This window comes from Geomonas anaerohicana (assembly GCF_016458305.1).
Taxonomy (GTDB): Bacteria; Desulfobacterota; Desulfuromonadia; order Geobacterales; family Geobacteraceae; genus Geomonas; species Geomonas anaerohicana.
In genome coordinates, this window is the sequence record NZ_JAEMHL010000006.1 from 1 (window position 1) to 25,197 (window position 25,197).

Here is a 25,197-nt window from a genome sequence, read left to right on the forward strand (position 1 = left end):
GTGAGGCCACAAGGTGCCAGGTGGCAACACCCCTCACCCGGCCTTTGGCCACCCTCTCCCTGGGGGAGAGGGAACCTAGAGCGGTCATGCGTCCACCCCCTCGCCCTTTGGGAGAGGGGCAGGGGTGAGGGCCTTGCAGTGAGGCCACAAGGTGCCAGGTGGCAACACCCCTCACCCGGCCTTTGGCCACCCTCTCCCTGGGGGAGAGGGAACCTGGAGCGGTCATGCGTCCACCCCCTCGCCCTCCGGGAGAGGGGCAGGGGTGAGGGGTCACTTGCCTCGCACGTCCTTCACCAACTCCAGGTAAATCCTTTCAAGCACGACCTCCACATCTCTGAGCACTTCATCGTCCCAGAACCTCAGCACCTGAATTCCCAACATCCTCAGTTTTTCTGTCCTCTGCTCGTCTTTTGCAACTGATTTGGATTCGTTGTGTTGACCACCATCGAGCTCTATGCACAGCCCTGCCTCGTGGCAATAAAAATCGAGGATGTATCCGGCGACTGGGTGCTGTCTGCGAAACTTGAACCCCATTCTTCTGTTTCTCAGCAGCAGCCAAAGCAGGCTTTCCGCATCAGTCTGCTTGCCTCTCAGGGAGTGCGCGAAATCACGCAGCCTTTCCGGAAGTTTCAAATGGGTCGCCTGTGGCATCGCCCTCACCCCGGCCCTCTCCCAGAGGGAGAGGGAGTGCTGTGGGTTCAGTGGGATATGAGTTGCTCTGTTCTCTGCTCTGCGTCCACCCCCTCGCCCTTTGGGAGAGGGGCAGGGGTGAGGGCCTTGCAGTGAGGCTGCATGGTGCCAAGTGGCAACACCCCTCACCCGGCCTTTGGCCACCCTCTCCCATGGGGAGAGGGAACCTCAAGCGCCATGCGTCCCCCCCTCGCCCTCCGGGAGAGGGCAGGGGTGAGGACTCACACTAAACCAGCAGCAGCTTGAATCCGGCTATGGCGAGGACGAGGGAAAGGACCCGCATGATGGCGGGGACGGGAAGGTGGCGGCTACCGAGCAGCGAGCCGATCACGCCCCCCAGGAGCGCGCTCCCCGCCATGAACGGTGCATAGCTCGGAATCGCCTGCACCCCGCTCAGATGCCCCAGCAGTCCCGCGCATGAGTTCACCAGGATGAAGAGCGCGGCCACCGCCGAGACCTCCCTCGGTTCACCCCACTTGCACAGCAACAGGAGCGGACTCAGGAAGATGCCGCCCCCAACGCCGGTCAGTCCGGAGAGAAGCCCTAACGCAGCACCGATGACCATGGCGGTCAGGGTGGCAGGGGGATTCGTGCGCACGTGAGCGTGGTTTTTCTGCAGCAAGAGGCGCGATGCGGAGAGTAGCAGCACCGCCCCGACCAGCGGCCGGTAGATGTGCGAGGGGAGGGTGAGGTAGCCACCCAGGAAGCTGAAGGGAATCGAGGTCACCGCGAAAGGCCAGAACAGGCGCCACGAGAAATGCCCGGCGCGGGCAAAGGAAAAGGTTGCGATGCCTGCCACCAGGAGGTTCAGGGTGAGCGCCGTGGGCTTGAATACCTCCGGCGCCACGCTGAAGAGCGCCAGCACCGCGATGTACCCGGACGCGCCGCCGTGCCCGACGCAGGAGTAGAGGACCGCGACCAGCAGGGTGCACAACAACATCGGTATCAGCAGTTCCAGGATCATATAACCCTCTGGCGGTCCGGCGGCTCGGCGCCCGGACCATCAGTGTTGTCGTCAGGTTGACCGTTCAGGCACCGGGAGAAGATACCACACTTTCACCACGCTGTCCTACGCTCCCCTCTAACAAGGCATCTCCGCATTCCTGCGCGAATACCAGTACCAGGTGAGCGCGATACAGCTCAGGTAGAAAGCGAGGAAGCCGCACAGGGCCGCCTGAGGACCGCCGGTATGGGCGATGGACGTTCCGAACGCCTTGGGGATGAAGAAGGCGCCGTAGGCTGCGAACGCGGAGCAGAAGCCGAGCACGGCGGCGGCTTCCTTTCCCGCCTCTGCAGCAGCCTTCGCCTGGGCCTCGCGCCTTACGTCGCCCGCCGCGCGCTGGCGCTCGGTAAGGAAGATGACCGGGATCATCCTGAAGGTGGACCCGTTGCCGATGCCCGTGGTGACGAACAACAGGATGAACATGGACAGAAAGCCCCAGAAACTGCCCGGGTTCCCCTGGCTCGGGAGGTAGTGCAGCACACCGAAGGCGGCTGCGGTCATGGCCACGAAGTTCCAGAAGGTGACCCGGGCGCCACCGAGCTTGTCCGCGATCCAGCCGCCGACCGGCCGGAACAGCGCCCCGACCAGGGGCCCGAGGAAGGCGTACTGCATCGGACTGACGGCAGGGAACTGCGACTTGATCAACAGCGGCAGCCCGGCGGAATAGCCGATGAACGAACCGAAGGTGCCCAGGTAGAGCCAGCACATGATCCAGTTGTGCTTGCGCTTGAAGATGACCGACTGCTCCTTGAAGGAAGCCTTGGCATCCGCAATGTCGTTCATGCCGAACCAGGCGGCCAGGGTGGCAAGGACGATGAAGGGGACCCAGACGAAGCCTGCGTTCTGCATCCAGACCGAGGTGGCGACCCCCTTGACGACGCAGAGTTGGGGGCCGCCGCACAGGGCGCCGAACATCCCGCCGGTGATCACCAGCGGCACCAGGAACTGCATCGCGCTGACGCCGAGGTTGCCGAGGCCCGCGTTCAGCCCCAGTGCCGTCCCCTTGAGCGCTTTGGGGAAGAAGAAGCTGATGTTGGACATGCTGGAGGCGAAGTTGCCGCCGCCCAGGCCGCACAGAAATGCCAGCACCAGCATGGTGCTGTAGCTCGTGTTCGGGTCCCGCACCGCAAAGCCGATGCCGACCGCCGGGATCAGCAGCGACGCGGTGCTGATGGTGGTCCAGGTCCTGCCGCCGAAGATGGGGACCATGAAGGAATAGAAGATGCGCAGCGTCGCGCCGGAGAGCCCCGGCAGCGCGGCCAGCCAGAACAGCTTGTCCGCGTCGAAGGCGAAGCCGATCGACTGCAGGTTCACCACGACCACGCTCCAGACCATCCAGACCGCAAAGGAAAGGAAGAGGGCGGGGATCGAGATCCACAAGTTTCGGTAGGCCGCCGCCTTACCCTGCTCCTCCCAGAGCTGCGCATCTTCCGGGGCCCATACTGCCAGTACGCGTGAAGACATCTTCCCTCCCATAGATTTTCAGACCAAATGTCCAGATCAGATACACAATTGCTGCATTCCCGCCTGTCCCTGCCATCTCGTTCCCGCCCCCGGAGGGGGAGGGACAGGGAGGGGGAAAGCCGTTGCCACAGCCAAGCTGCCCCCCTCCAACCTCCCCCCTCCGGGGGGAGGCTCTCCAGTCTGCAGAAGCTATGAGATGCAATGAATGTTGCTCACCCGGCGCCACGTTCCCTCCCCTAGAGGGGGACGGACAGGGAGGGGGAAGCTGATGCTGCTATCAAAAGCTATTATTTCGACCGCCACCGGTACAGCAGCGGCGGGTCCTTCAGGAAATCGACCGGCAGGTAGAGCATGTGCACCAGCTTGGTGAAGGGGAGCACGGCCACGATCAGGAAAGCGCAGGCCGCGTGCAGCTTGAACACCAGCGGGAGGTCGGCCACGTAATCTATCTGCGGCTGGAACGACACGATGGACCAGAGGTAGGGCACTGCCGTGTGCAGATACCACTGTGAACCCCAGCGCATGAAGTAGCCGATGTAGATCCCGGTGCCGGCCTGGAAGAGCAGCAGGTACAGGATCAACCAGTCCGAACTGAAGGTCACCCGCTTCAGCATCCCCGAGTTCACCCGCCGCAGCAAAAGGAGCAGCACTCCAAGCACGGCAAAGGCCCCCAGCCCGAACAGCACGCTTTCCACGCCCACCAAAGTCTCGGGATTGCCGAGGAAGCGCTTGAAGACGCCGGGAAAGGCAAAGCCGACTATGTGCGCCAGCAGGATGGGGAGGATGCCGTAGTGCCACGGGTTGATGCCCCAGTAGAGCACCTTGCGCTCCAGGAACTGGGTCGAATAGGCGGTCCAGGTCAGCCGGTTGCTCAAAAAGCGGTACGGGGTGACCAGGAGCAGCAGCGCCAGGGCCACGTAGGGCAGGGCGATGAAGATCAAAGAGTTCAGCATGTTGCCTCCTCACGGCAGTCGGCGCTGCACAAAAGCTCGGCCGCCTCGACCAGGGTGAGCCACGGGGACGTGTCGCGCTGCTCCGATGCCGCAAGCAGCTTGTTGATGCCGGGCAGGACCAGTTTTCCTATGAACTCGCGACGGGAGCTGTCCTCGCCGCGGCGGGCGAGGTGCGCGAGGAACGCCAGCACCACGCCCAGGTGGTCCGGCAGCTCGTCTCCCGGCGCCTCGAAGTCATGCCTGCCGTACTCCTGTTTCACCTGGATCATGTAGCCACCCTTCTTCTGGTTGTCGCCGTACAGGTGGTGCCCGAGGTACGGTGCCGCCGCGGGGTTGAAATCGAAGCGCGCCACGTAATCTTCCTGCAGTTCGGCAAGGGTGGAGCCGCTCAGCATCTCGCCAAAGAGGTGAGCCCGGGCGTCGATGCCGCTGCGCCTGAGGTAGGAGGCGAGGGCGTCGTAGCACTCCTGCAGTTCCTCCCTTTGCTGCGGGTACTCGAAAAGCCGCGACAGGGCATGGTAACTCTGCTGCATGCTCATTTGCTTCCTCCCCTGGTCTTCTTGAGGATGCCGAAGCCGGCCTCCTGCTTGCGCCGTTGCGGATCATCCTCCTCGCGCTGCTGGGGCGGGATGACGTTGCGCTCGTTGTAGCCGGCCACCGTGAAGAGCCGGTACAGCCTCTTTGCCGCCGCCTCGTCGAGACCTGCCTCCTGGAGCAGTGCCGGGTCCGCCGGCAGCCCCAGGTTTTCCGCCCTCATCTGGACCCTCAAGGCGATCAGCTTCTTGAGCGCCTCCTCGATAACCCCTTCGTTACCGGCGGACAGCAGGCTCGCCAGATAGCCGATCGGTACGCGCAAGGTCTCCAGCGCCGGGATCATGCCGTGCTCGAGGAGCTTATGGGTGTCTCCCCAGGTGGATAGCACCGGCGAAAGGGAAGGGATGTAGTAGGCCATTGGCATGGTCCTGAACTCCGGGTGCAGCGGCAGCGCGATTCCGAATTCCTTCACCAGTGTGTAGACCGGCGATGCTGCGGCGGCTTCCAGCCAGTTGTCGGAGATCCCGTTTTCCTTGGCCTTTCGGCACACCTCCGGGTCGCGCGGGTCGAGGATCACCTCGCGGTGCGCCTCGACGAGCTCGGCATCCCCCTTCAGGGCGGCCGCCTCCACGGCGTCGGCATCGTAGAGGAGCACGCCCACGTAGCGGATGCGCCCGACGCAGCTATGGGCGCAGGCGTTGCACTGTCCCGTCTCCACGCGCGGGTAGCAGAAGATGCACTTCTCCGCCTTGCCGGTGTTCCAGTTGAAATAGACCTTCTTGTACGGGCAGGCGCTGGTACAGAAGCGCCACCCCTTGCACACCTCCTGGTCCACCAGCACGATGCCGTCCTCGCCACGCTTGTACAGGGCGCGGGAGGGGCAGGAGGCGACGCAGGCAGGGTTGAGGCAGTGGTTGCAGATACGCGGCAGGTACTGCATGAACATCGAGTCGTAGGACTCGATCACCTTTTTGTCCTTGAGGTTCAGGTCCTTGGCGGCGTACACCTGGGACCCGGAGAGGTCGTCGTCCCAGTTGGGCCCGCCCTGGATCTCCTCGATCTTCTTCCCGGAGATCTGGGAGAACGCCTCGGCGACCGGCTGGTCCTTCCCCTCCTTGGCGCCGGCGAGGTTGCCGTAGTCGAAGTCGAAGGGCTCGTAGTAGTCCTCTACCTTGGGCATGTTGGGTTGGAAGAACATGTTGGCCAAGGTGGGGCCTTTACCCATTGCCTTCAGCTTCAGCTTCTTGCCGTCAACAACCCAGCCCCCCTTGAAGCGCTCCTGGTCTTCCCATTGCCGGGGGTAGCCCACGCCGGGCTTGGTCTCGACGTTGTTCCACCACATGTACTCGGCGCCCTTGCGGTCGGTCCAGATGTTCTTGCAGGAGATGGAACAGGTGTGGCAGCCGATGCACTTGTCCAGGTTGAACACCATCACTATCTGAGCTCTTACATCCATATATGGCTCCTTGGAATGTTGCTTTGGGGATTCCCCCCCGGCTTCCCCCCTCCCGGCCTCCCCCCTCCGGGGGGAGGTGTGCACGCCCCGTTCCAGTCCCCTCCCCCGGAGGGGGAGGGTTAGGGAGGGGGAAGAGGTGGAACCGGGGGGAGGTGTGCGTCGTCAGCCCCTACTTGAGCTTTCTCACCACGACGTAACTGTCGCGGTTCACGCCGGTTGGCCCCCAGTAGTTGAAGTAATAGCTGAACTGGGCGTACCCCCCGAGCATCAGCGTCGGCTTCAGCCTAATCCGCGACAGGCTGTTATGCACGCCGCCACGCTTGCCGCTCTTCTTCGACTTCTTGATGTTCAGCGTCCGCTCCGGCGCGTGGTACATGACCGCGGCGCCGCGCGGGATCCTGGAAGAAACGATGGAGCGGCAGACCACGACGCCGTTGGCGTTATAGACCTCGATCTGCTCGTTGTCCTCGATGCCCGCCCCTGCCGCATCCAGGTGGTTCAGCCAGACCGCCTGCCCGCCGCGCGAGAGGGTGAGCATCCTGAGGTTGTCGGAGTAGGTCGAATGGATGCCCCACTTGCCGTGCGGCGTCAGGAAGTTCAGCACCAGCCCCGTTTCGCCCTCGGTCTCGTCCAAAAGCGCCGGGTTCAGTTTCCCCTTGAAGGTGGGGAGCCCCTCGTGGAACTCGCGGTAGTAGGGGTGGTCCAGGTAGAGCGATTGCCGACCGGAAAGGGTGCGCCAGGGAACCAGGTGCTCCACGTTCAGCGTGTAGGGAGAGTAGGGGCGTCCGCCGTTGACGAGCCCGCTCCAGATCGGCGAGTTGATGACCCGGCGCGGCTTCTGGGTGACATCCTCCCACTTCACGCGAATTTCGCGTGCCCCCTCGGCGATCTGCGCCAGCGGCTTGCCGACCCGCTTCTCCAGGTTCTTGTAGGCGCGGTGCGCCAGTTCGCCGTTGGTCTCCGGCGCCAGCGACAGGATGGCGTCCGCGACCACCTTTTCGTCGGCCAGATCGACGTAACTCTTGCCGTTCCAGCTTCGGTTGGGAAGTTCCCTCAGCAGCTTCTCGTGCTCGTCGTCCGCGTCATAGTAGTTGCCGTGCGATCCCAAGTGCCCGATGTTGGGGCCGAGCGAGAGGAAGCGGTTGTAGAGGTTCACGTAATCGCGCTCGACGATGGCCAGGTTGGGCATGGTCTTGCCCGGCACCGGCTCGCATTCCCCGAGCTTCCAGTCCTTGACCGAGCGCTGGGCGATCTCTCCCGGCGTATCGTGTAACAGCGGCGCCGCGATCACGTCCTTCACCGGCTCCGGCAGGTGGGTTGCCGCCAGTTCGCTCACCTTCTGGGCGATCTTGCTGAAGATCTTCCAGTCCGACTTCGATTCCCAGGACGGAGGCACGGCCGCGTCCATGCAGTTCACGAAGGAGTGCATGTCGGTGGTATTGAGGTCGCTCTTCTCGTACCAGGTGGCTGCGGGGAGCACGATGTCCGAGTACAGGGTCGAGGTGTCCATCCTGAAGTTCAGGTCCACGACGAGATCCACCTTCGCCTCGGGCGCCTTGTCGTGCCAGACGATGTCCTGCACCTGTCCCTTGGCGACTTCCTTGGCGGTAGCGCTGGCATTGGGGGCACCGAGCACGTGCTTCAGGAAGAACTCGTGCCCCTTGGCGGAAGCGGAGATGGCGTTGCCGCGCCAGATGAACCAGACCTTGGGGGAGTTGCCGGCTGCGTCCGGATCCTCGATGGCGAAGCGGTTCTTGCCGTTCTTCAGCCGGTCCACCAGCCAGGAACGGACCGCGTCGTCATCCCCGCACCCCTCTGCTGCCGCCTGCTTCATGAGCTCAAGCGGATTGGCGTTGAAGTGCGGCGCGAAGGGGAGCCACCCCAGCCGCACCGCCTTGGCGTTGAAGTCCGCAGCGTGCATGGGCATCCGGTCGCCGGTTTCCGGCTTGAAGTAATCCACGAAGTTGCGGTCGTAGCGCCACTGGTCCGAGTGCATGTACCAGAAGCTGGGCGTGTTCTGCAGCCGGGACCCCTTGACCCAGTCCTGCGCCATGGCGATCGAGGTCCACGGCGAGAGCGGCGCCACCTTCTCCTGGCCGACGTAGTGGGCGAGTCCCGCGCCGTTTCTGCCGACGCTCCCGGTGAGGATCAGCGCCGTGATGGCCGCACGGTAGATGAGGTCGTTGTGGTACCAGTGGTTCACCCCGGCGCCGATGATGACCATGTTGCGCCCGCGGCTTTGCTCGCCGTTCTGGCCCCATTCGCGTGCGATCTTGATCAGGGTCTCCGCGTCGATGCCGGTGTGCTTTTCCTGCCACTTGGGCGTGAAGGGGAGATCGGAGTCGTAGCCGTGCGGGTAGTCGCCGGAGAGGCCGCGGGAGACGCCGAACTGTGCCATGAGCAGGTCGAAGACCGTGGTCACCACGATCTCGCCGTCCGCCGTCCGTACCCGGCGCACCGGCACCTCGCGCACGGCGTCCTTCTCTCCCTCGAAGCGGAACAGCACCTTGCGGGTCTCCTGCCCGAGGAAGGTGAGGGCGGGATCGATCGCGGTACCGTCCACCACGTCCATCATGTCGAGGTTCCAGTTACCCTCCTGCTTGCTCCAGCGCGAGCCGAGGCTGCCGTTGGGGACGCGCACCTCGCCGCTCTTGTCGGCGACGCACAGGCACCACTCCGCGTGCTCCAGCGAGGCAGAGCGCTCGAAGCGCGCCGCCCGCACCAGTTCCCCCTGCCGCCACACGGGGACTGGCTCCGCAGGTGCCTGTCCCCCTTGCTGGCCTCCTTCCGGCGTCAGCTCGACCAGGAAGGGGAAGTCCGTGTACCTGGTGACGTATTCCTCGAAGAAGGGGACCTGGCGCTCGGCGTAGAACTCTTTCAGGATCACGTGGTTCAGCGCCATCCAGAAGGCGCCGTCGTGCCCCTGCTCGACCGGGAGCCAGGCATCGGCGAACTTGCTCGCCATGGAATAATCGGGAGACATCACCACCACCTTCGTGCCGCGGTAGCGCGCCTCGGTGAGGTAGTGGGCGTCGGGCGTGCGGGTCATCGGGACGTTGGAGCCGCACAGCACGATGTAGGAGGCGTTGTACCAGTCCGCCGACTCGTTCACATCGGTCTGCTCGCCCCAGACCTGCGGCGATGCCGGCGGAAGGTCGCAGTACCAGTCGTAGAAGCTCATGGCGACGCCGCCGAAGAGCTGCAGGAAACGGCTCCCCGCCGCATAGCTGATCATGGACATGGCGGGAATAGGGGAGAAGCCGACCACCCGGTCCGGTCCGTGCTTCTTGGCCGTGTAGATGCTGGAAGCGGCGATGATCTCGGTGACCGTCTCCCAGTCACCGCGCCGGAAGCCCCCCATGCCGCGCTGCCCGGTGTAGGATGCCCGCGACTCGGGATTCTCGACGATGCTGGCCCAGGCTTCGACCGGATCCGCGTGGATCTTCTTTGCCTCGTTCCAGCGGTCCAGGAGCGCGCCGCGCAGGTACGGATGTTTCACGCGCAGCGGGCTGTACAGATACCAGGAGAAACTGATGCCGCGGGTGCAGCCGCGCGGCTCGTGGTTGGGGATGGTGCCGTCGAACTGCGGATAGTCGTTGGCCTGCAGCTCCCAGCCGACGATGCCGTCCTTCACGTGCACCATCCAGCTGCAGCCGCCGGTACAGTTGACGCCGTGGGTGGAGCGCACCACCTTGTCGTACTGGGCCCGGTTCCGGTACAGCTCTTCCCACTGGCGGTTATGCGCCGAGCAGTCGTCCTTGATCCTGTTATGTGACATTACTTGGTTCTCCTCTTGAACAGCAGCACGGCGACAAGGCACAGGGCGAAGAAACCAAGCCCTGCGGCGGGATAGGGATCGCTGGCAACATGCTTTCTGGCGGCGGCGTCCTTGAACAGCGCGGTCAGCGCCGTGGACTCTTCATCGGTCAAGGGACGATCCGCATAGATCTTCTTCATCACCGGGAAACTGAGGCTTTTCAGCACGCCCCGCACCCCGGTCTCTCCCATCTTCCCGTACAGGTTGGTCAGGTCCGCCGCCAGCGCGCCGCCGTAGATGCCGGGGTAGTCGAAGCGGTGGCAGGAGACGCAGGGGGCGCCACCCTTGGCGAAACGCCGCTTGCCGGTGAAAAGGTCGCGGCCGGTGGCAAGGAGTTCCTTGGTCACCACGACCTCGGCCGGCTGCTGCGGCGCCACGGCCTGGGCCGGTGCTGCGGCGGCAGGAGCGCCTTTATCGGCGCTGGCGCCGCTGCCCGCGGGCGTGCTGCCACCTCCCAGGAACGCGACGATCTTCTCCGCATCGCCGCGGCTCACCCCGACGTTGGGCATCTCGAAACCGAATTTTTTCACCAGTTCCGCCTGGGCGGGATCCTTCTCGGCGGTCAGCTTGCCCGGATCGGTGATGATCTTCACCAGCCACTCAGCCGGGTGCTTCGCGCCGACCCCCTTCAAGTCGGGGCCGCCGCCGTCGCCGCCGCCTATGGTGTGGCAGGAGGCACAGTGCTTGTCGAACAGTTCCTTCCCCCCGTCGGCACGGGCGGGCCCTGCAACGGCTGCTACCAACATGACTGCGACGATAAAACGGACGGGCGACAGCGACGATTGGGACATGGATGCTCTCCTTCAGCTTCTGGCGTGTCGATACGCCATCCCGGTACGGCTGTGGCAGCGGGTGGCGATGTTGTAAACAGTTCGGATAGGGGAGACTCTAGAACAGTAGTTTGCTAAGGTTCTTGACCTAAATCAAAAAAGTGGAGATGGAATATTAGCTAATGAGGTGAGGATGGCGACGCCACTCATTATAGCAGCAGCGATCTGTTTTGCAGGCGGGGGGAGACAAGCCGGCCGGAGGCGGTTTTGGAGACCACCCCGCCGCGCTGGGCGACGGGCAAGGTAGGGCAGGGAAGGGCAGGAAAGGATGCGACGAGCGATCAGTTTTGCAAGGAGGTCATCTCGAAATTACGGTCCAGCAGTATCACGTCGATGAGTTCACCGGCGGCATACGAGGATTCCGGCGCCAGTTTCATAAGTCCGTTGCCGAGGATGAGCGAGGAGAGCCGGCCGGAGCTCTGGTTCCCCGTGGTGGAGACAAGGTAGCGCCCCTCGTGCTGCGACACGATGCCGCGCACCAGGTGCGGGCGGTTTCCCTTGTTGGCGGCGGACTGCTGCAGTTCGGCCCGCACCACCGGGCGGAACACCCGGGTGTGCCCCATGGCCTTGAGCAGGGTCGGGCGCACGAAGAGTTCGAAGGAGACCATGGCGGCGACCGGATTCCCCGGCAGGGCGAAGATCGGCTTTCCCTGCAGCATCGCGAAGGCGAGCGGCTTCCCCGGCTTCATGTTCACCTTCCAGAAACTGACGCTCCCCCCGAGTTCCTCTATGGCGGCCTTCACGAAATCCCGGTCGCCTACGGAGACCCCCCCGGTGATGACCACGAAGTCGGCGTTGAGTCCCGCCCGGATCTTGTCGCAGGTGGCCTCCAGGGTGTCCCGGGCGATCCCCAAGAGTACCGGTTCTCCACCGGCATCCAGCACCTGTGCGGCGAGGCTGTAGCTGTTGCTGTTGATCAATTTACCCGGTTCTGGCGTCGAACCCGGTTCCAGCAGTTCGTCCCCGGTGGCAAGAATGGCGACGCGTGCGCGCCGGTGCACGGCGAGAGAGGTGCTCCCCATGGCGGACAGCATCCCTATTTCCTGCGGACGCAGCAGCGATCCGGCGGGGATGACGACGTCCCCCCTGGTTATGTCTTCGCCGCGCTGCCGTACGTGGTCGCCCGCCTTGACCTTGCCGCGCAGCACGATCCATGCGCCGTCTTCTTCGACGTCCTCGATGGGGACCACGGTATCGCATCCCGGAGGGACCGGGGCGCCGGTCATGATCCGCACCGCTTCGCCCGGCGGGACCGGTTCGCTGCGCACCTCGCCAGCGGGGAGGAAGCCGCATACCCTGAGCCGGTTCTCTTTTACCCCGGCAAAGAGGAAAGCGAAACCGTCCATGGCCGAGTTGTCCGCGGCGGGGATGTCCCAGGGGGCGACGTGGTCCTGCGGGGTGACCCGGTTCAGGGCGTGGAAGACGGTGACCTTCTCCGTCTCCAATGAAGTGGCCTGGTCCAGGATGATCCGTTGAGCTTCTTCGATGCCGATCATGGCGGCGCTGCCTCCCTCACAAGGTTGATACCGGTCCGACGCGGCGGTGCATCGGAGCAGGGGCGGTTGTATCAAAACCGGGGCGGCGCCTGCAACACATTTCCGCAGCTTGACACTGGTTGTGCCCATTGTACATTTGGTCGGGATATTTTACCGATCTGCCTTGGGAGCACAAGTCACAGTGGAAAAAATCAAAGTGTGCGTCAATGACATGATGCAGCAGGGGTACGTCTATTACCGTACCGAGCCGGCAGGGAAGAACTTTCATCCGGAGTTCAAGCCCGACCTGACGCCGAAAGAGATGCTGGAGATGGGTGTCTTCGGCGGCAAGTACATGACCGACTGTCAGGATGAGTTTCCGAAGGAGTGGTTTGAGAAGGCGCGCCTTTGCCACGAGCGCCATGTGCCGGAGTACAACTTCTTCGGCGTCAACGCCTCCAAGCCGCTCTCCTACTGGCGCGAGAAAGGGTGGATCTACAGCGACGATCCACGCGGCTGGTTCCAGTGGTACTGCCGCTATTACATGGGGCGCAGGTGCCCCGACGACGCGCGCCAGATCAAGCGCTGGAAGGCAATGACCCGTCACATCGCCCAGATCAGGCACAATTGCCCCGAAGGTGTGCTCACCTGCCGCAGAAGACAACGTCAGGCGCTGTTGCATTGGGCGTACGACAGCAGGAATTTCTGATCCTTGCCCCAGCCGAACCGTTCCCCCTCCCTAAACCTCCCCCTCCAGGGGAGGGATGTCAAACGGCTCCTCCCCCCGGAGGGGGGAGGTTGGGAGGGGGGAAGAACCCTTCTCATACAACCTTCCCCTCCTTCACAAACTCCCTCAGAATCGCCGCCTCCAGCCGCTTCAGTTCCAGTCGCAGCGTCTGGTCTGCCAGCACCTCCAGCGCGCAGTGGTGCGTCACGTTCATGATCCCGGCCCCGGGCAACTCGTAACGCGCCGCTATCTGCCGCCAGTCGATCTCCGGTGCGATCTCCACCTGGGCCGGAAAGGCGTTGCACCAGAGCCGGTAACGCTCCTCCGGCCGCGGCATGGGAAAATGGATGATGCTCTGGAAGCGCCGCGCGAATGCCGGATCCAAATGGCTGCGCTGGTTGGTGGCCAGGATCACCAGGCCGTGGTACTGCTCGATGCGCTGCAACAGGTACGACACCTCCTGGTTGGCGTATCGGTCGTGGGCGTCGCGCACGTCGGTCCTCTTGCCGAACAGGGCGTCGGCCTCGTCGAAGAACAGGATCCAGTCCTTGAACTCCGCCTTCTCGAACAGAAGGGCCAGGTTCTTCTCGGTTTCCCCGATGTACTTGGAGATGACCCGCGACAGGTCGATGCGGAAGACGTCCTTGCCGGTGTACTTCCCCAACAGGGTCGCGGTCAGGGTCTTGCCGGTGCCGGGAGGGCCGTGGAAGAGCGCGCGGTAGCCGCGCTGCAGCTTGCGCCCCATGCCCCATTCCTCGATCAGGGTGCGGTTGTGGGTGATCCAGTTCTCGATCTCACGGATCTGGCGCAGGGTGTCGGGATGCAGCACCAGGTCATCCCACTCAAGCTCGGTTTCTATCGCCTGGGCGGGGAAGTCGGGACCGAAACGCGGTCTCCCCACCGTGCCCAGGGTGACCCATTCCACCAGTTCCGGGTCGATGCAGAGTCGCCCGCCCATCGCCGGTTCACCGGGACGCACCTGGTCCAGCCAAAGAATCCGTTTCTTCGCAAACCAATGGTCGCTTGCGAAGAAGCGCTGCACCTCGATCCTTCTCCTGACGTCATGCCCGGCCAGGATGAACTGCGCCGTCTCACCGGTCGGCAGTATCGAGCGCTGATCGACTCCGGTCACGCCGCCGAATTCGGCAAGCTCGCCCCCCTCGGGGATCAGCCTTCCCAGGATCTTGTTGAAGAACCCCGGGCGCAGGTGGGGCGCCAGGGCGATCATCACTACGGCGAACTCGTCCCTGGTGGGGTCCTGGCTCTTGATGAACAGCTCGATGGGCGAGTCCTCACTGTAAAATTCCAGGGGCGGAGGGAGGTATGCTTCGGCCTGCTCCAGCCGCACCCGGAGATAGCCGGTGACCAGCTGAGTAAGCCAATCCAGGGCCAACTCGAGGTTGACCGCGTCATCGCTATGCTGTGGGTGAGGACTATGCCGGGGCATGGATCACGGCTCCTGATGTCTGCAGGAACGAGAGCACCAACTCAGGGTACGCACCATGGAAAAATTTCTCATCCCCCGAGCCGAGGGCGGCCCTCAGGTGGAAGGCCCCGTGGTTTACCCGCACTACCTGGACCACCGGGTCGGGTGCCGACACCTCCTTTCTCGCCGCCGTCAGTTCCTTGTCGCTGATCACCCTCCGGGCCGTCTCCTTGGCCTTGTTCTCCGAGTCGAAGACCCCGACGGCAAGGCAGGAGAAGGGTTCGAACTTGTAGCTCTCCACCTCGGGGGAGTAGTCGTCGATATCGTCGATGCCCAGGTAGCCCAGCTTGAGCGGCTGGATGGCGACCTGTACCCGGAAGTGGAGGGTGACCCGCCAGATGAAGTCCCACTTGGACTCCCACCCCTGTTCCTCCCAGTACTCGCTGTAGTAGTTGCAGCGGTACGGCTTGATGCCCCACTTCAGCGGTTGCGCACCGATGTCCAGGGCGCCGATCAGGGCGCTGACGAATCTCTCCGAACCGCCTCCCACCTGGTCGGAGTCGCCCCTGGTCAGGATGAAGTCCACCACAGTGCCATCTGCGCTTACCGAAGGATGCCACAGGTATAGCATGCTCATTTTCGTCCCTCTCCTGGCCCGCGGAAATTGATGGTTACCGTCTTCTTGTAGCTGTCGGGGAGGTTGGCCCCCATGGAACTGTTCTCACGGTACGGCACCACATCGAGCCCCTTGATGTCGTTGAAATAGTCTTTGCGAGCGTCCTGGTGGGTGTCCCTGCCGTCGCTGTTCCAGTGGTCGACCACCGCCTGTTTCTTGTGGTCCACCGTGGGCGACTCGTCATAGGTCTTGGTCTTGTCCCAGTACCGGTTCTTCCACCAGTACAGCTTCGGGTTGGTCGGGTGCCGCAGTTTGTTCGGGTTGTTGACCCGTTCGTCGCGCCACTCGTAGACGTCCTTGCGGTAGCTCTTGCCGTAGAAGCTGTCGCGAATGACTTCCTTGGTGTCGTACCCGTCTTTCAACACGTACTTGTGCCCCTTGCGGGTGACCAGCGCGGACTTGTGTTTCTTGAGCCGTTTCTTCTTGGGCCCAGCCTTCTTCGGATTAATGCTCCCCTGGACCGAGTCGTAGACCTCGTCCTCGTCCGCCGTTGCCTCGACCAGTTCCAGCGCGGTCAGCTTGTACTTCGTCTTGATCACCACCAGGGCAATAGTGATCTGCGGAGCGTCCTTGTTCTCATCGTCCAACAGCTTGTTGGCCTCGGACAGTGCCGCCTCAAGGTCGGCCTGCTTTTGCGCCTCCGTCCTTTCGTCCTTCTTGCCGTCCTTGGCTTCTTTGTCTATGTTCTTCCCTTTCAGTTGCACCGGTTTGGCGCTTTTCCCTCCCGCCTTGGGTGTGACGATCCAGCTGTCCCCCTTGGCCTGGATGTCGAAGCTCACCCCCTTTACGGAAGCCTTGATCTTGCCCAGCTCCGCGTCCAACATCGCGCGGGTGAAGGGGCCGCCGGCACGAAGTCCCCCCAGCGGCTTGGCCGCCGCCTGGAAGATCTTGGCCACATCCTGATCCTTTGCCGCCTTGGGATCGGGCTTGGCCGATTTCGTCCCGGCGGGAGGTTTCGCCCCCTTCTTGGTCGGCTTCGCCTCCGGTTTTTTCGGCGCCGGCTTCTTGGGTGGGATGGTGGGGGGAGGGATACTGCCGTCATCCTTGAAGCTGCCGCTGCCGCTCCCCTTGCCGCCCGACTTGTCCGGCAGCTTGTCGTCCACCATGCTGGTCATGAACTTGGACGGATCGAACTCCGGCTTCTTCAGTTCGATCTCCGGCACCTGCCCCGAGCCGAGCACGTACTCCTTCACCACCGCGCTGATGCCGACCGGGTCGGAAAGAGGCCACTGCTTGGCGAACAGCGGCCAGGTCCAGCGGTGGTCCGAGATGGGAGACCACCACGGCGTCTCCAGGGCGATGAAGAAGTCGCCGCCCAGGTCGAGCATTGGTTGCGCCACTATGTCCAGTGTCCCGCCGACGTAAAACACCCCCGGATCACGGTAGCCGATGGTCGGGCGCGCGTCGGCGTACGCCTTGAGCCCCACGTCCACCTGGATGCCGATGCCGAACTTCAGATCGTGCGAAGCGATCTCGACCCCGGCGCCTCCCTCGGCGCGCAGTCTGAGCCCTGCGTAGGCCGAGATATTGAACGAGGCGGAGATCTGGATGAACTTCTGCACCTCGGGATCGGTGGAGTAGGTACCCAGGATCTCGATGTTGTAGATCTTCGCCGGGCCCAGGCGCGCCAGGGCGGTCAGGCTGATGTTGGCGAACAGGTTCAGGTTGCCGACCACGGGGATGCCGTAGTACGCCTTGGCCTCGAACTTGACGATTTCCCGGTCGAAGTTCTTCTCCGGGAAGAGCGGGATCTCGCCCGGTGGAGCGATCTTGCTCACCACGGTCAGAAGCCCGCGCCCGTCCACCACCACCCACACCGTTCCGGCGAACCACTGCGTCAGGTGAAACTGCAGCTGCCCGGTGGCGGCGATGGCGCGGGTCTTGTTGTTCGGCTTGGGCGCCGGCACCGGCGGGGGAGGGCCGGTCGCCTCGATGTTCTCCTTCCCCCCCGCAGCGGCGATGGCGTCCTTGGCGAACTTGTTGGCCGAGTCCATGTCGGTGGCGACAAAGGCCACCTCGCCGGAGAGCTTGTCCGCGTTGTAGGCTGCCTTGCCGCCGATATCGACCGTGCCGTCCGGCTTGTAGATGACGGTCGCCATGCCGCTGAAGGACTTGTGGTTCACCGCGAGGGTGAGCTGGCCGGCGAGGGAGCCCTTGGTGTTGTCGAGCTGCAGCTCCCCCTTCACCACCCCCTTCACGTCGACGGTGGCGCTGGCGTCGATCTTCGGCTTGCTCACGTTCTCGACGCTGAGGTTCAGGCTCGCGTCCAGGAAGCCGCCGATCTCAACCTTGAGCCCCTCGACTCCCAGGGTGAGTTTCCCGGACTCGAAGCTGTTGATGGGCTTGGGAAGTTTCTCCACCCTGAGGCCGAGACCGCCGAGCAGCTCCGAGTTTTTCTGCAGCGCCCGCAGCCAGTCGTTGGTGTTGCCTCCCTTGGGGGTGAGCGAGGCGTAGCCGTCCTTCACCTCGTTGTTGCGGATGGTGAAGTTGACGTGCATGCCGCCCAACTGGTCGGTCCACGGGTTCTGCAGGGGCATGCTCCCCTTGCCGATCGAGTCCAGGTTCTTCTTGCTGTCCATCCGGACTTTGACCCGTCCCTCGCTGGTGAGCCCCTTGACGATGACGCGTACTTCCAGCCCTTTGCCCTTTGCCGCCTCGATCTCTGCTTTAACTTTCTCCGACGGGGCGAAAACGGCGGAGGATAGATCGACCAGCTCCGAACTGACCGGTCCCTCCGCGGCAGGAGGCGCTCCCTTGGCCGCGGCCGGGGCCGTAGCCCTCATGACTGAAGGACCCTGCTGGTCCCTGTCCCGATGCGGGTTTCCCTGCCGGGCGACAGCGGCGCCTTGCTGTTCCGTGTGGGCCAGTTCGTGGGCGATCAGCCTCTTGCCTTCACTCGTTCCCGGCTGGTAGGCGTCGCGGGCGAAAAAGACGTGGTTGCCATAGGTGAAGGCACGCGCCGAAAGATCTTCGGAGAGACCGGCGGCGCGGTCGTCGTTATGCACCCGGACCCCGCTGAAATCGCTCCCGAAACGCGGCTCCATGAAGTCGCGCACCGGCCCTGCCAGAGGTTGCCCTCCCGAGGTGCTATCCTTGACCGCCGACTGCACCGAATCGCTGACGGCCGGCGCCGGACCTGAATCCGCGCGGGCCAGCTTTTCCTCCCCTGTGCCGTCCCCCTGGCCTAGCTTTGCCTGCCGGCCCAGTTGCTCGTCGCTCTTTGCTTCCCTCTGCAGCCGCTCCTCTTGGCGTTCCAGTCTTTCGGTCCCCTGGCGCTGCAGCTTCTCCTCGTTTGCCTGCCTGGGCAACTGCTCCTGTGGCCTTGGCAACTGCTCCTGCTGTCGCGGTAACTGTTCCTGCTGTCGGTCCAACCGCTCGGCTCCAGCTTCTGCCGGTTGCCCCATGCGCATGACGCGGTCGGCGCTGCGGTCCGCCTCCTGTTCCATCTTGTCGCCCGGCTTGCTGACTGTCAGCTTCCTTTGCAGCGTCGGCGCGATGAAGGGCTGCCTCGACAGCTGTGCCGCGTTGGTCGAACTGGAGGAAGATTTTTCCGCGCACGATTTCATCGCCGCTCTCCTAGTTCCACTCCACCCACAAAAGCTTCGGCATCCACGGCAGTTTCACCATGGAGATGCTGAAGGGCAGTTGGTCCAGCAATATGTCGTAGCTGTTCCTCTCCACCTGCAGCAGCCATTCATCGTTGCCGCGCAGGGTGAGCTTCGCAGGCCGCATCAGGAAGGAGCCGCGCAGCCCATCCGGCGAGCTGTTCCCCAGTGCCCCCCAGTGCTTGACCAGCGCCTGCAGCAGGGAATCGCACATCTCCATGCCCTGGTCGCTCAGCTCGACATTGCGGGGGAACGAGGCATGGAGCGGGATATCGCATAACACCTTGGCCAGCGCCAGGCGGTATTCCGGCTGGTCCAGCGAACCGCAGGCGAGGTAATTCAAAACCGCGACGCCGCGCTCGGGCTCGACCATGCGGTCTTCACTGCAGATCTCCAGCCCCTCGAAGAGTTGCTTCAGGTAGGGGTGCAAGAGGACGATGCCGCCGTTGTCGACGTAGATCCCGTCCTGCGCTGCCTCTTCCTGTTTGCGGGGCGATTGCTCATGTCGGGACGTACCGTCGCCGGACGCGACTGCCGCTGCGACCGTGCTGACGGTTGGCGGCGCTGCCGGCCAGTGCCGCTGCAACGCCGCCATGACCGCCTCGTTTTCCCTGATCGACAGGGGCAGTACCAGCAAGGCCCGCGAGACGAGTTCGTATTCCGTGGCGCTGATGCCATGTGCGGCCGCAGCGAAACCGTGTCGCCAGACCGCATTGCGGATCCGGGAGAGGACCGCCTCCGGCAGTGCGATGTGCGCCAACTCTTCCAGTGCTGCGCTGACCCGACTGCCGATCTGCGGGGCCAGGAGTGGCAGCAGCAGCGCACGGAAACTCTCCGAGAACTGCAGGATCAGCCGTGTTTGAGCCTCTTCCCTCCGAAGCGGGATCAGGGCATCCTCCAGCGCGACGACCACAGCATCGTGGAGGTTTCCCTCCAGCCAGCATTCCAGCAGTACCTGCTCCAACTCCTTTCCCGTCGGGAGTTGGAACCACCAGGGTAGGGCGCCGTGTTCAAGGAAGTGCAGGAAGACCTCCGTCAGGGCCTGCACGCTGTTCCTGCGCCGGGAGTTTGTCCGCGGCGCCGCAAGCTCCTCGCGCAGCGATTGTTGCAGTTCTTTGCGGATCGAAGGGGCCAAGTCCGCCTCCAGCCGCTCCAGTGGGATAGCGCCCGCGTCGATGACCAATTGTTCCAGGAATAGGTGTTCGTCTTCCGGGACCTGTTCGTTCAGGGTCACCTCGATGACCGGGAGCAGATAGTCATTGCAGAAGCGCTGCAGGCGCCGCTGCAGCACCGCCGCCTCGGCCTCCGGGCCGTCGAAGTCGACGTGCAGGTGCTGTTGTTGAATCACGTGTGACATATCTGCCTTTCACCTTTGTCTGACCAGTCCGACCAGTCTGATGGCGCTTTACAGGTCTTTTAGTCTCGTTCCCAAGCTCCAGCTTGGGAACGTACGGTCGATGTTGAAGCTCCAGCTTTAACTGCTCTGATCAACATCAATGATTCCCGCTCCCTGAAAGTAATTGGAGGCGCTAGAGTAAACCCAATGCTCCGGCGAAGAGATGATTCCCCGGCGTACCGGATTTGAATGTACATAATCCAACTTCTGCCGGTACATCTCCTCAGAGAAAATCACCTGCGGATGAAATCCTTCCTGCCAGACCTGGTGCTGGCTTTCAGTTTTGTACTCCTTCTTGAAGAATTCCAGCCTTCCCAGAAGCCAATTCTTTTTGTCAGCTTCCAGGAACTCTATAATCTTCTTGCCGGTGAAGCTTTTGAAATCACGCATGAATACCGTTGCATTCGGGGCGGTTACTATCAGATGGACGTGGTTGTCCATGATGACATAGGCATGAAGCTGTAGCCCTTTACGTTCTCTGCAAAAACACAGCGAGTCGGTGACGATGCTGCAGTAGCGCGTCGAGGTGAAGAGAGGGATCCACTCCACAATGGTGGACGTGACGAAGTAAGGGCAGCTCACGTCACTGGCTTTGTAGCGGCTTCTCACGTCGACTCCTTCAAAGCTGGAGCTTTCTACCGCATTGCGTTCCCAAGCTGGAGCTTGGGAACGAGAAACCCCCCTTCGCAAAGGGGGGGACCTTAGGCCACGTGCAGCGGTTATGGCAACTATTCCGTGTGACTCCCTTACAAATCCTTCTTCGTACTACCAAAACACCCCTTCCGCGTAATGCCTGCCAGCAGCACCGGACCTGTCGCGTGCTGCACCTGCACCTCCACTTTCTCTCCCTGGTAGAAGGGCTCGCTGCTGTTGGCCAGCGGCAGTTCCCACACCCAGGCCACCACGTCGGTCGGCTGCATGTTGCCCACTTTCCCTTCCAGTGCAATGCCGTTGTCCCCTGCGCGGGCGATGTTCATGTCCAGCTCCGGCTGCGGCCCATCGCAGAGCTTGTGGTAGTCCACCCTGGTGCACTGGTTGCGCTCGCTGCAATCGAACGACGGCACGCGGGTCTCCTTGTTCAGACGCTGGTTCAGGAACACGGCGCCGTCGAAGGGCGCACCGGCGGGGTCCGGCTCGTTGCTGTAACGGATCAGCATGGAGAAGGCGGGGTTCGGCCGCGCATAGCTGTAACGGAACTCGAGGTCGAAGCTGTCGCAGGCAAAGTATTCGATGAAGAGAACGGCGAACGGGTACGCGTCGCTCGGCTGGTAACTCATGATCAAGCGGCCCTGCAGCGCACCCGCCTGTTCCACCAGCGCCTGGTTCACTACATCGTTGAGTCCCTTCACGTACCGGCCGATGGCGTCGTTGAAGTTGCCGTTCAATTGCCCGGCGTCCGGTACCGGCAGCCCGTCCGTGCGCAGGTTGATGTCCCTGCCGTTGAACCGCAGCCGGACCGCAGGCTCCTGCCGGTAGCTCTCGTAGCGCGCGTCGCCGAAAGGCGGCTGCACCCAGAGCCGGTAAGCGCACCGGCGCGACTCGCCGCCACAGGGGAGGTCGCAGGCCTGTTCGCAACTGTGCTGCACCTGGATGGTGGCGCTGCAGTTGTTGTGGTCGGCGACCGTGACCGAGAAGCTGTTTCCGCTCGGGATGGGATCGGTGCTGAAGAAGTTGCCGGTGACCGGCTGGTTGTTGGCCATGAAAGGCGGTGTGCCGCCCTCGATGCGTATGAAAGAGCGGAAGTTCGCGTTACCCTCGCAGGTGAAATCGGTCTCTCTCAGCACCAACTGCGGTGCGATCACCACCGTCTGGGAAGCCGTGGCGGCCCCGGCAGCATCGTGCACGCTGACATTGTGCCCACCCACGCCGAGCTTGACCGGGCCGGTAAGCGGTGACGGTGCCGCGGTGTCAACCTGCACCTGGTACGGTGCTGTGCCGCCGGTGGCCGTGATCTCCACCGAGGCCTGACCGTCCGCTCCGATGCAGCTCGGCTTGGCGGTAAACGCCAGCGGTTGCACGCAGGAATGCCTCAAGGTGACGGAGGCACTGCAGTTGCGGGCATCGGTGATGTCGATCTCGATGTCGGTGTCGACCGGAAGATTGCCGCTGGCGTAATCGGTACCGTTCACCGTGCCGCGGTTGGCCGTGTACGGCGCGGTGCCGCCGCTGATGGAGAACAGGGCGACGTATGCCCCGGTGTCGCCGATGCAGTCGAACCTCGCCTCTCCCAACACCAGCCGCTGCGGGATCTCGATGGTCTGCGGCGCCGACACGGTCGCCTCCTGGTCCCGCAGGGACAGGGTGTGGCTCCCCGCTGCCAGCGCCAGCACGCCATCCAGTGGCTGGAAATCCTGCTGGTCCACCTTGATGCTGTAGGGAGCGACACCTCCTTCCGGGGTGACGGTCACTTCGGCCTGGTTGTTGGCGTTGGTGCAGCCGATCTTCAGTGAGAAGCCCAGTGGGGGTGTCGGCAGCACGAACTGCACCGGGGCACAGTCAGAGCAGCAGAGGTAAGGGAGGTAGAAGTCGGCGATGACCGTGCCGTCGGCAAGCTCGCCCACCGCCTGTTCAATGATGTCGACCGCCACCGGCCGCGGAGGACGGACCACACCCGGATCGGGTACCCGCCCGGTGAAGGCGCCCAGCACGAGGCGTATGTCCGGGTCCGCGGCCAATTCCGGCCGCGCGCCGATGCGGTCGAAGGCGTCCATCATGGCGGCCGGTTCCACCTCGGCACAAAGCGAAGTGGCGCCGGACGGTGAGGTCATGGTGGTGACGCGGCCTGCACCGAGGCGGCCGTCGACGTTGAACCGGTTGCGCAAGCCCCCCAGGTCGATACCCCGGCCGGGGCTGAATATCTTCGGCGGCGCCTCGTGGTAGACCACGATGAAGGTCCCCCCCAGCGGCACGCCGGCCTTGTGCTGGATGCCGGGGTTGTCGCGCAGGAAGGTACTCAGGTACAGCTTCTGCTTCACCTCCCGGAGCCGATCCTGGTATTCCCCCTCCAGCGCCTTGATCACGTCCAGGCGGCACTGGTACAGGATCGCCTCCAGCCGGTCGTCAAGCTCCTCCCAGCGCAAGAGGTTCACCGTGCCGTCGATGGTCCCGGCCGCTCCCTCGCGCTCCTTCTCCACCGCCTCGGTTACCCGCACCAGGTCATGGTAGCGCTTCTCGAAGGATGCCTCGTTCAACTGCGCCAGGGTCGGGGTGAACTCCCCGTAGAGCTTCACCAGGTAGACGATGACGTAGAAGATGATCAGGTTGGTCTGCCCGACGTTCTGGCTGTTCAGGAAATTGATGATGACGTTGGGGTCGATCTCGGGAACGGCGCCGCCAGGCTGGTTGGCGAGGAAATCCTCGAACAGGCGCCCCAGCGTCTGCGGCTGTACCAGGAAGTCCGGGGCGCACTGCGCCAGCAGGGACAGCTGCGGTTTGACCGGCGTGGTGATCTTCGAGCGCGACTCGAAAGGTAGCGCGTAAAAGTACTGGATCTCCAGACAGATGAAGCAGGTCGTCTCCGCCTTGACCGTCTCGTACAACGCCTCCAGGTCCTGGAAGCGGCAGGCATCCTTGGTCGGGTCCACCGGCACGTTTTCGTCGAAGGCGCCGGTACGTAGGGCGATCACCTCGATGGGAAGGCGGTAGCGTGACTTCAGCGCCAAAAGGGTGCTCATCACCCCCTGGTAGTTCTTGCCCAGGTGCCCCTCGACGCGCAGGAAGTTGTACGGCTCCAGGTCGTAGCGCAGCGCCTGGGTCACGAAGGGGGGCGCCGGCGGCTGGTAGGAGTCGGACCGGTAGCCGAGATTCTGGTTGGCCCGGTTGCGGCGCGTCTTGTCCGGGTCCCAGAGCCGGTACAGCGGGGGATCGCCGGTGAACAGGTAGTAGTACGGAATCGCCTTGCCGGAGAGCGGCCCGTCCCCCAGCCGGCTCGGGGTGATACGGATGGCGCTGTCTCCGGGCAGGCGCGAGAAGCCGGAAAGCGGCAGCGGGGGCGCGTCGCTGAAGCGCGCCGCCATCTCCACCAGGCGCGCGAAGAGCTGTCCCAGTTCCAAAAGCCGTCCCTCACCGCCGGAGAGCGCGGGGGAGGGCCAGAACGGTGTCCGGTACAGCTCCGGGGTGGTCACCTGGTTCGGGAACAAAACGCCCAGCATCAGGTGGCGCGGGAAGAGCATCTCCGGCGGGCAGCAGACCGCGAACAGCTCCGCCCCCTTGCGGGAGAGGTCGCGCAGGGCGCGGGCGATGTCGTCGAAGAGGTCGTAGTAATACTGCAGGAATTTCACCTGGACCGTGTTGACCGGCACGTTGTCCAGGAAACCGAAGCGGCCGGTGAACCCGGCAAAGGGGTTGTCCGGGTACTTCTGTGCCACCAGCGGCTTGAAGGCGTCGTAGGCGGCGCTGAGCGCAGTCTGGGCCTGCTGCACCAGCTTCTCCGAGGTGAAGGCGGCATGGAAGGCGTTGTAGACGTCCTGCGAGGTGGCGGGGGCGGTGTTGGGGACGTCCACCCGGGGCAGGTGCAGCTCCGGGAGGTTCAGCCGCTCCAGGAGCGCCTCCGCCAGTTCGGTCACGCTCAGGCTGTCCTCGATGGCGTTGGCCTTGGCGATGATCTCCTTGAGGTCGCTGATGCCAATCAGCAGGCGGCGCAGGGTGATGGTGACCTCGCTCCCCTTGTCGTCGCAGTTGTTCATGCTGCAGTTGCGCAGACCCTCCTTCTTCAGTTCCAGGAACAGGAGCACCGCCTTGTCGGCCAGAAAGCCCTGCGGCGTCGTGAGGAGTGTGGTGTCGGGCTCCCCCGCCGGGAACAGTTCCCAGAGTGGATACGGGTTGTCGTCCTTCATGAAGGGGGGATAGGCGCGGTCGCTGGGGGGCAGGTACTGCCGGTAACTCACCAATGCCACGTCCTCAGGTTCCACGATCAGGTAGCCCTGCGAGGTGACGCCGCACCCCTTGGTGAGCAGCACCGCGAGCCCCCCGTCGACGTCCTGCGACAGCGAAATGTCCAGCCCGCAGACGATGCCGATGCCGATCAGGTCGGCGCGGGTGAGCCGCTCCTGCTCGTCCAGGTAGTCGAAGACCTGGTTCAAGTGGGTGGACGAGAGCACCTGATTCGTCTCGAAAACCGGGAAGTTATCTTGTGAAGGTTTCATC

16 protein-coding genes are annotated in these 25,197 nt (G+C 63.5%); 1 reads left to right on the forward strand and 15 read right to left on the reverse strand.

Translation table 11 applies throughout. The features are described 5' to 3' along the window. Positions 1-270 precede the first annotated feature (270 nt). The 9 genes from JFN91_RS12370 to JFN91_RS12410 form a co-directional block, all read right to left on the reverse strand. On the reverse strand, positions 271-651 hold the full coding sequence (locus JFN91_RS12370; protein WP_199389502.1) for an endonuclease domain-containing protein: 381 nt from the start codon (positions 649-651) through the stop codon (positions 271-273). A 265-nt stretch (positions 652-916) separates the two neighbouring features. Next, positions 917-1,654, reverse strand: a complete 738-nt coding sequence (locus tag JFN91_RS12375; RefSeq protein WP_199389503.1) for a sulfite exporter TauE/SafE family protein — start codon at positions 1,652-1,654, stop codon at positions 917-919. 117 nt (positions 1,655-1,771) lie between these two features. Next, on the reverse strand, positions 1,772-3,157 hold the full coding sequence (locus JFN91_RS12380; RefSeq protein ID WP_199389504.1) for a NarK family nitrate/nitrite MFS transporter: 1,386 nt from the start codon (positions 3,155-3,157) through the stop codon (positions 1,772-1,774). Positions 3,158-3,444: 287 nt separating this feature from the next. Beyond that, positions 3,445-4,110 carry a respiratory nitrate reductase subunit gamma gene (locus JFN91_RS12385; protein WP_199389505.1) on the reverse strand — a complete coding sequence of 222 codons (666 nt, stop codon included), beginning with the start codon at positions 4,108-4,110 and terminating at the stop codon, positions 3,445-3,447. Continuing rightward, positions 4,104-4,649: a nitrate reductase molybdenum cofactor assembly chaperone gene (gene narJ, locus JFN91_RS12390; protein WP_199389506.1), complete on the reverse strand. Its 546-nt coding sequence runs from the start codon at positions 4,647-4,649 to the stop codon at positions 4,104-4,106. Before narJ ends, JFN91_RS12385 begins: the two co-directional genes overlap by 7 nt. After that, complete coding sequence (narH, locus tag JFN91_RS12395; protein ID WP_199389507.1) at positions 4,646-6,100, reverse strand: nitrate reductase subunit beta; 1,455 nt, start codon at positions 6,098-6,100, stop codon at positions 4,646-4,648. Before narH ends, narJ begins: the two co-directional genes overlap by 4 nt. 169 nt (positions 6,101-6,269) lie before the next feature. Next, complete coding sequence (locus JFN91_RS12400; RefSeq protein WP_199389508.1) at positions 6,270-9,878, reverse strand: nitrate reductase subunit alpha; 3,609 nt, start codon at positions 9,876-9,878, stop codon at positions 6,270-6,272. Further along, a complete protein-coding gene (locus tag JFN91_RS12405) occupies positions 9,878-10,708 on the reverse strand; it encodes a c-type cytochrome (protein ID WP_199389509.1) in 831 nt (276 codons plus the stop codon). Before JFN91_RS12405 ends, JFN91_RS12400 begins: the two co-directional genes overlap by 1 nt. A gap of 320 nt (positions 10,709-11,028) precedes the next feature. Next, on the reverse strand, positions 11,029-12,243 hold the full coding sequence (locus JFN91_RS12410; RefSeq protein ID WP_199389510.1) for a molybdopterin molybdotransferase MoeA: 1,215 nt from the start codon (positions 12,241-12,243) through the stop codon (positions 11,029-11,031). 181 nt (positions 12,244-12,424) lie between these two features. Here JFN91_RS12410 and JFN91_RS12415 point away from each other — a divergent pair, with 181 nt between their 5' ends. Further along, complete coding sequence (locus tag JFN91_RS12415; RefSeq protein WP_199389511.1) at positions 12,425-12,931, forward strand: hypothetical protein; 507 nt, start codon at positions 12,425-12,427, stop codon at positions 12,929-12,931. Between the two features lie 112 nt (positions 12,932-13,043). Here JFN91_RS12415 and JFN91_RS12420 read toward each other — a convergent pair whose 3' ends face one another. From JFN91_RS12420 to JFN91_RS12445, 6 genes are all read right to left on the reverse strand, one after another. Next, the gene (locus JFN91_RS12420) at positions 13,044-14,396 is read right to left on the reverse strand and encodes an ATP-binding protein (protein WP_199389512.1); all 1,353 of its coding nucleotides are present in this window, start codon (positions 14,394-14,396) and stop codon (positions 13,044-13,046) included. Next, positions 14,383-15,012 (reverse strand): hypothetical protein, encoded by a 630-nt coding sequence (locus JFN91_RS12425; RefSeq protein WP_199389513.1) that lies wholly within the window; start codon positions 15,010-15,012, stop codon positions 14,383-14,385. The genes JFN91_RS12420 and JFN91_RS12425 overlap by 14 nt, the downstream gene beginning before the upstream one ends. After that, positions 15,009-18,617 carry an eCIS core domain-containing protein gene (locus tag JFN91_RS12430; RefSeq protein WP_199389514.1) on the reverse strand — a complete coding sequence of 1,203 codons (3,609 nt, stop codon included), beginning with the start codon at positions 18,615-18,617 and terminating at the stop codon, positions 15,009-15,011. The genes JFN91_RS12425 and JFN91_RS12430 overlap by 4 nt, the downstream gene beginning before the upstream one ends. A gap of 10 nt (positions 18,618-18,627) precedes the next feature. Then, a complete protein-coding gene (locus JFN91_RS12435) occupies positions 18,628-20,013 on the reverse strand; it encodes a contractile injection system tape measure protein (protein ID WP_199389515.1) in 1,386 nt (461 codons plus the stop codon). A 117-nt stretch (positions 20,014-20,130) separates the two neighbouring features. Next, on the reverse strand, positions 20,131-20,661 hold the full coding sequence (locus JFN91_RS22290; RefSeq protein WP_199389516.1) for an REP-associated tyrosine transposase: 531 nt from the start codon (positions 20,659-20,661) through the stop codon (positions 20,131-20,133). 137 nt (positions 20,662-20,798) lie between these two features. Beyond that, complete coding sequence (locus JFN91_RS12445) at positions 20,799-25,196, reverse strand: SprB repeat-containing protein (RefSeq protein WP_199389517.1); 4,398 nt, start codon at positions 25,194-25,196, stop codon at positions 20,799-20,801. Position 25,197: the final 1 nt, after the last annotated feature.

What these genes read in the sequence shown, in the direction of transcription:
- JFN91_RS12405 (WP_199389509.1), bottom strand. Translation starts at nt 10,708, where the DNA reads ATGTCCCAATCGTCGCTGTCGCCCGTCCGTTTTATCGTCGCAGTCATG.
- JFN91_RS12375 (WP_199389503.1), bottom strand. Translation starts at nt 1,654, where the DNA reads ATGATCCTGGAACTGCTGATACCGATGTTGTTGTGCACCCTGCTGGTC.
- JFN91_RS12400 (WP_199389508.1), bottom strand. Translation starts at nt 9,878, where the DNA reads ATGTCACATAACAGGATCAAGGACGACTGCTCGGCGCATAACCGCCAG.
- narH (WP_199389507.1), bottom strand. Translation starts at nt 6,100, where the DNA reads ATGGATGTAAGAGCTCAGATAGTGATGGTGTTCAACCTGGACAAGTGC.
- JFN91_RS12430 (WP_199389514.1), bottom strand. Translation starts at nt 18,617, where the DNA reads ATGAAATCGTGCGCGGAAAAATCTTCCTCCAGTTCGACCAACGCGGCA.
- narJ (WP_199389506.1), bottom strand. Translation starts at nt 4,649, where the DNA reads ATGAGCATGCAGCAGAGTTACCATGCCCTGTCGCGGCTTTTCGAGTAC.
- JFN91_RS12445 (WP_199389517.1), bottom strand. Translation starts at nt 25,196, where the DNA reads ATGAAACCTTCACAAGATAACTTCCCGGTTTTCGAGACGAATCAGGTG.
- JFN91_RS12420 (WP_199389512.1), bottom strand. Translation starts at nt 14,396, where the DNA reads ATGCCCCGGCATAGTCCTCACCCACAGCATAGCGATGACGCGGTCAAC.
- JFN91_RS12370 (WP_199389502.1), bottom strand. Translation starts at nt 651, where the DNA reads ATGCCACAGGCGACCCATTTGAAACTTCCGGAAAGGCTGCGTGATTTC.
- JFN91_RS12385 (WP_199389505.1), bottom strand. Translation starts at nt 4,110, where the DNA reads ATGCTGAACTCTTTGATCTTCATCGCCCTGCCCTACGTGGCCCTGGCG.
- JFN91_RS12380 (WP_199389504.1), bottom strand. Translation starts at nt 3,157, where the DNA reads ATGTCTTCACGCGTACTGGCAGTATGGGCCCCGGAAGATGCGCAGCTC.
- JFN91_RS12435 (WP_199389515.1), bottom strand. Translation starts at nt 20,013, where the DNA reads ATGTCACACGTGATTCAACAACAGCACCTGCACGTCGACTTCGACGGC.
- JFN91_RS12425 (WP_199389513.1), bottom strand. Translation starts at nt 15,012, where the DNA reads ATGAGCATGCTATACCTGTGGCATCCTTCGGTAAGCGCAGATGGCACT.
- JFN91_RS12410 (WP_199389510.1), bottom strand. Translation starts at nt 12,243, where the DNA reads ATGATCGGCATCGAAGAAGCTCAACGGATCATCCTGGACCAGGCCACT.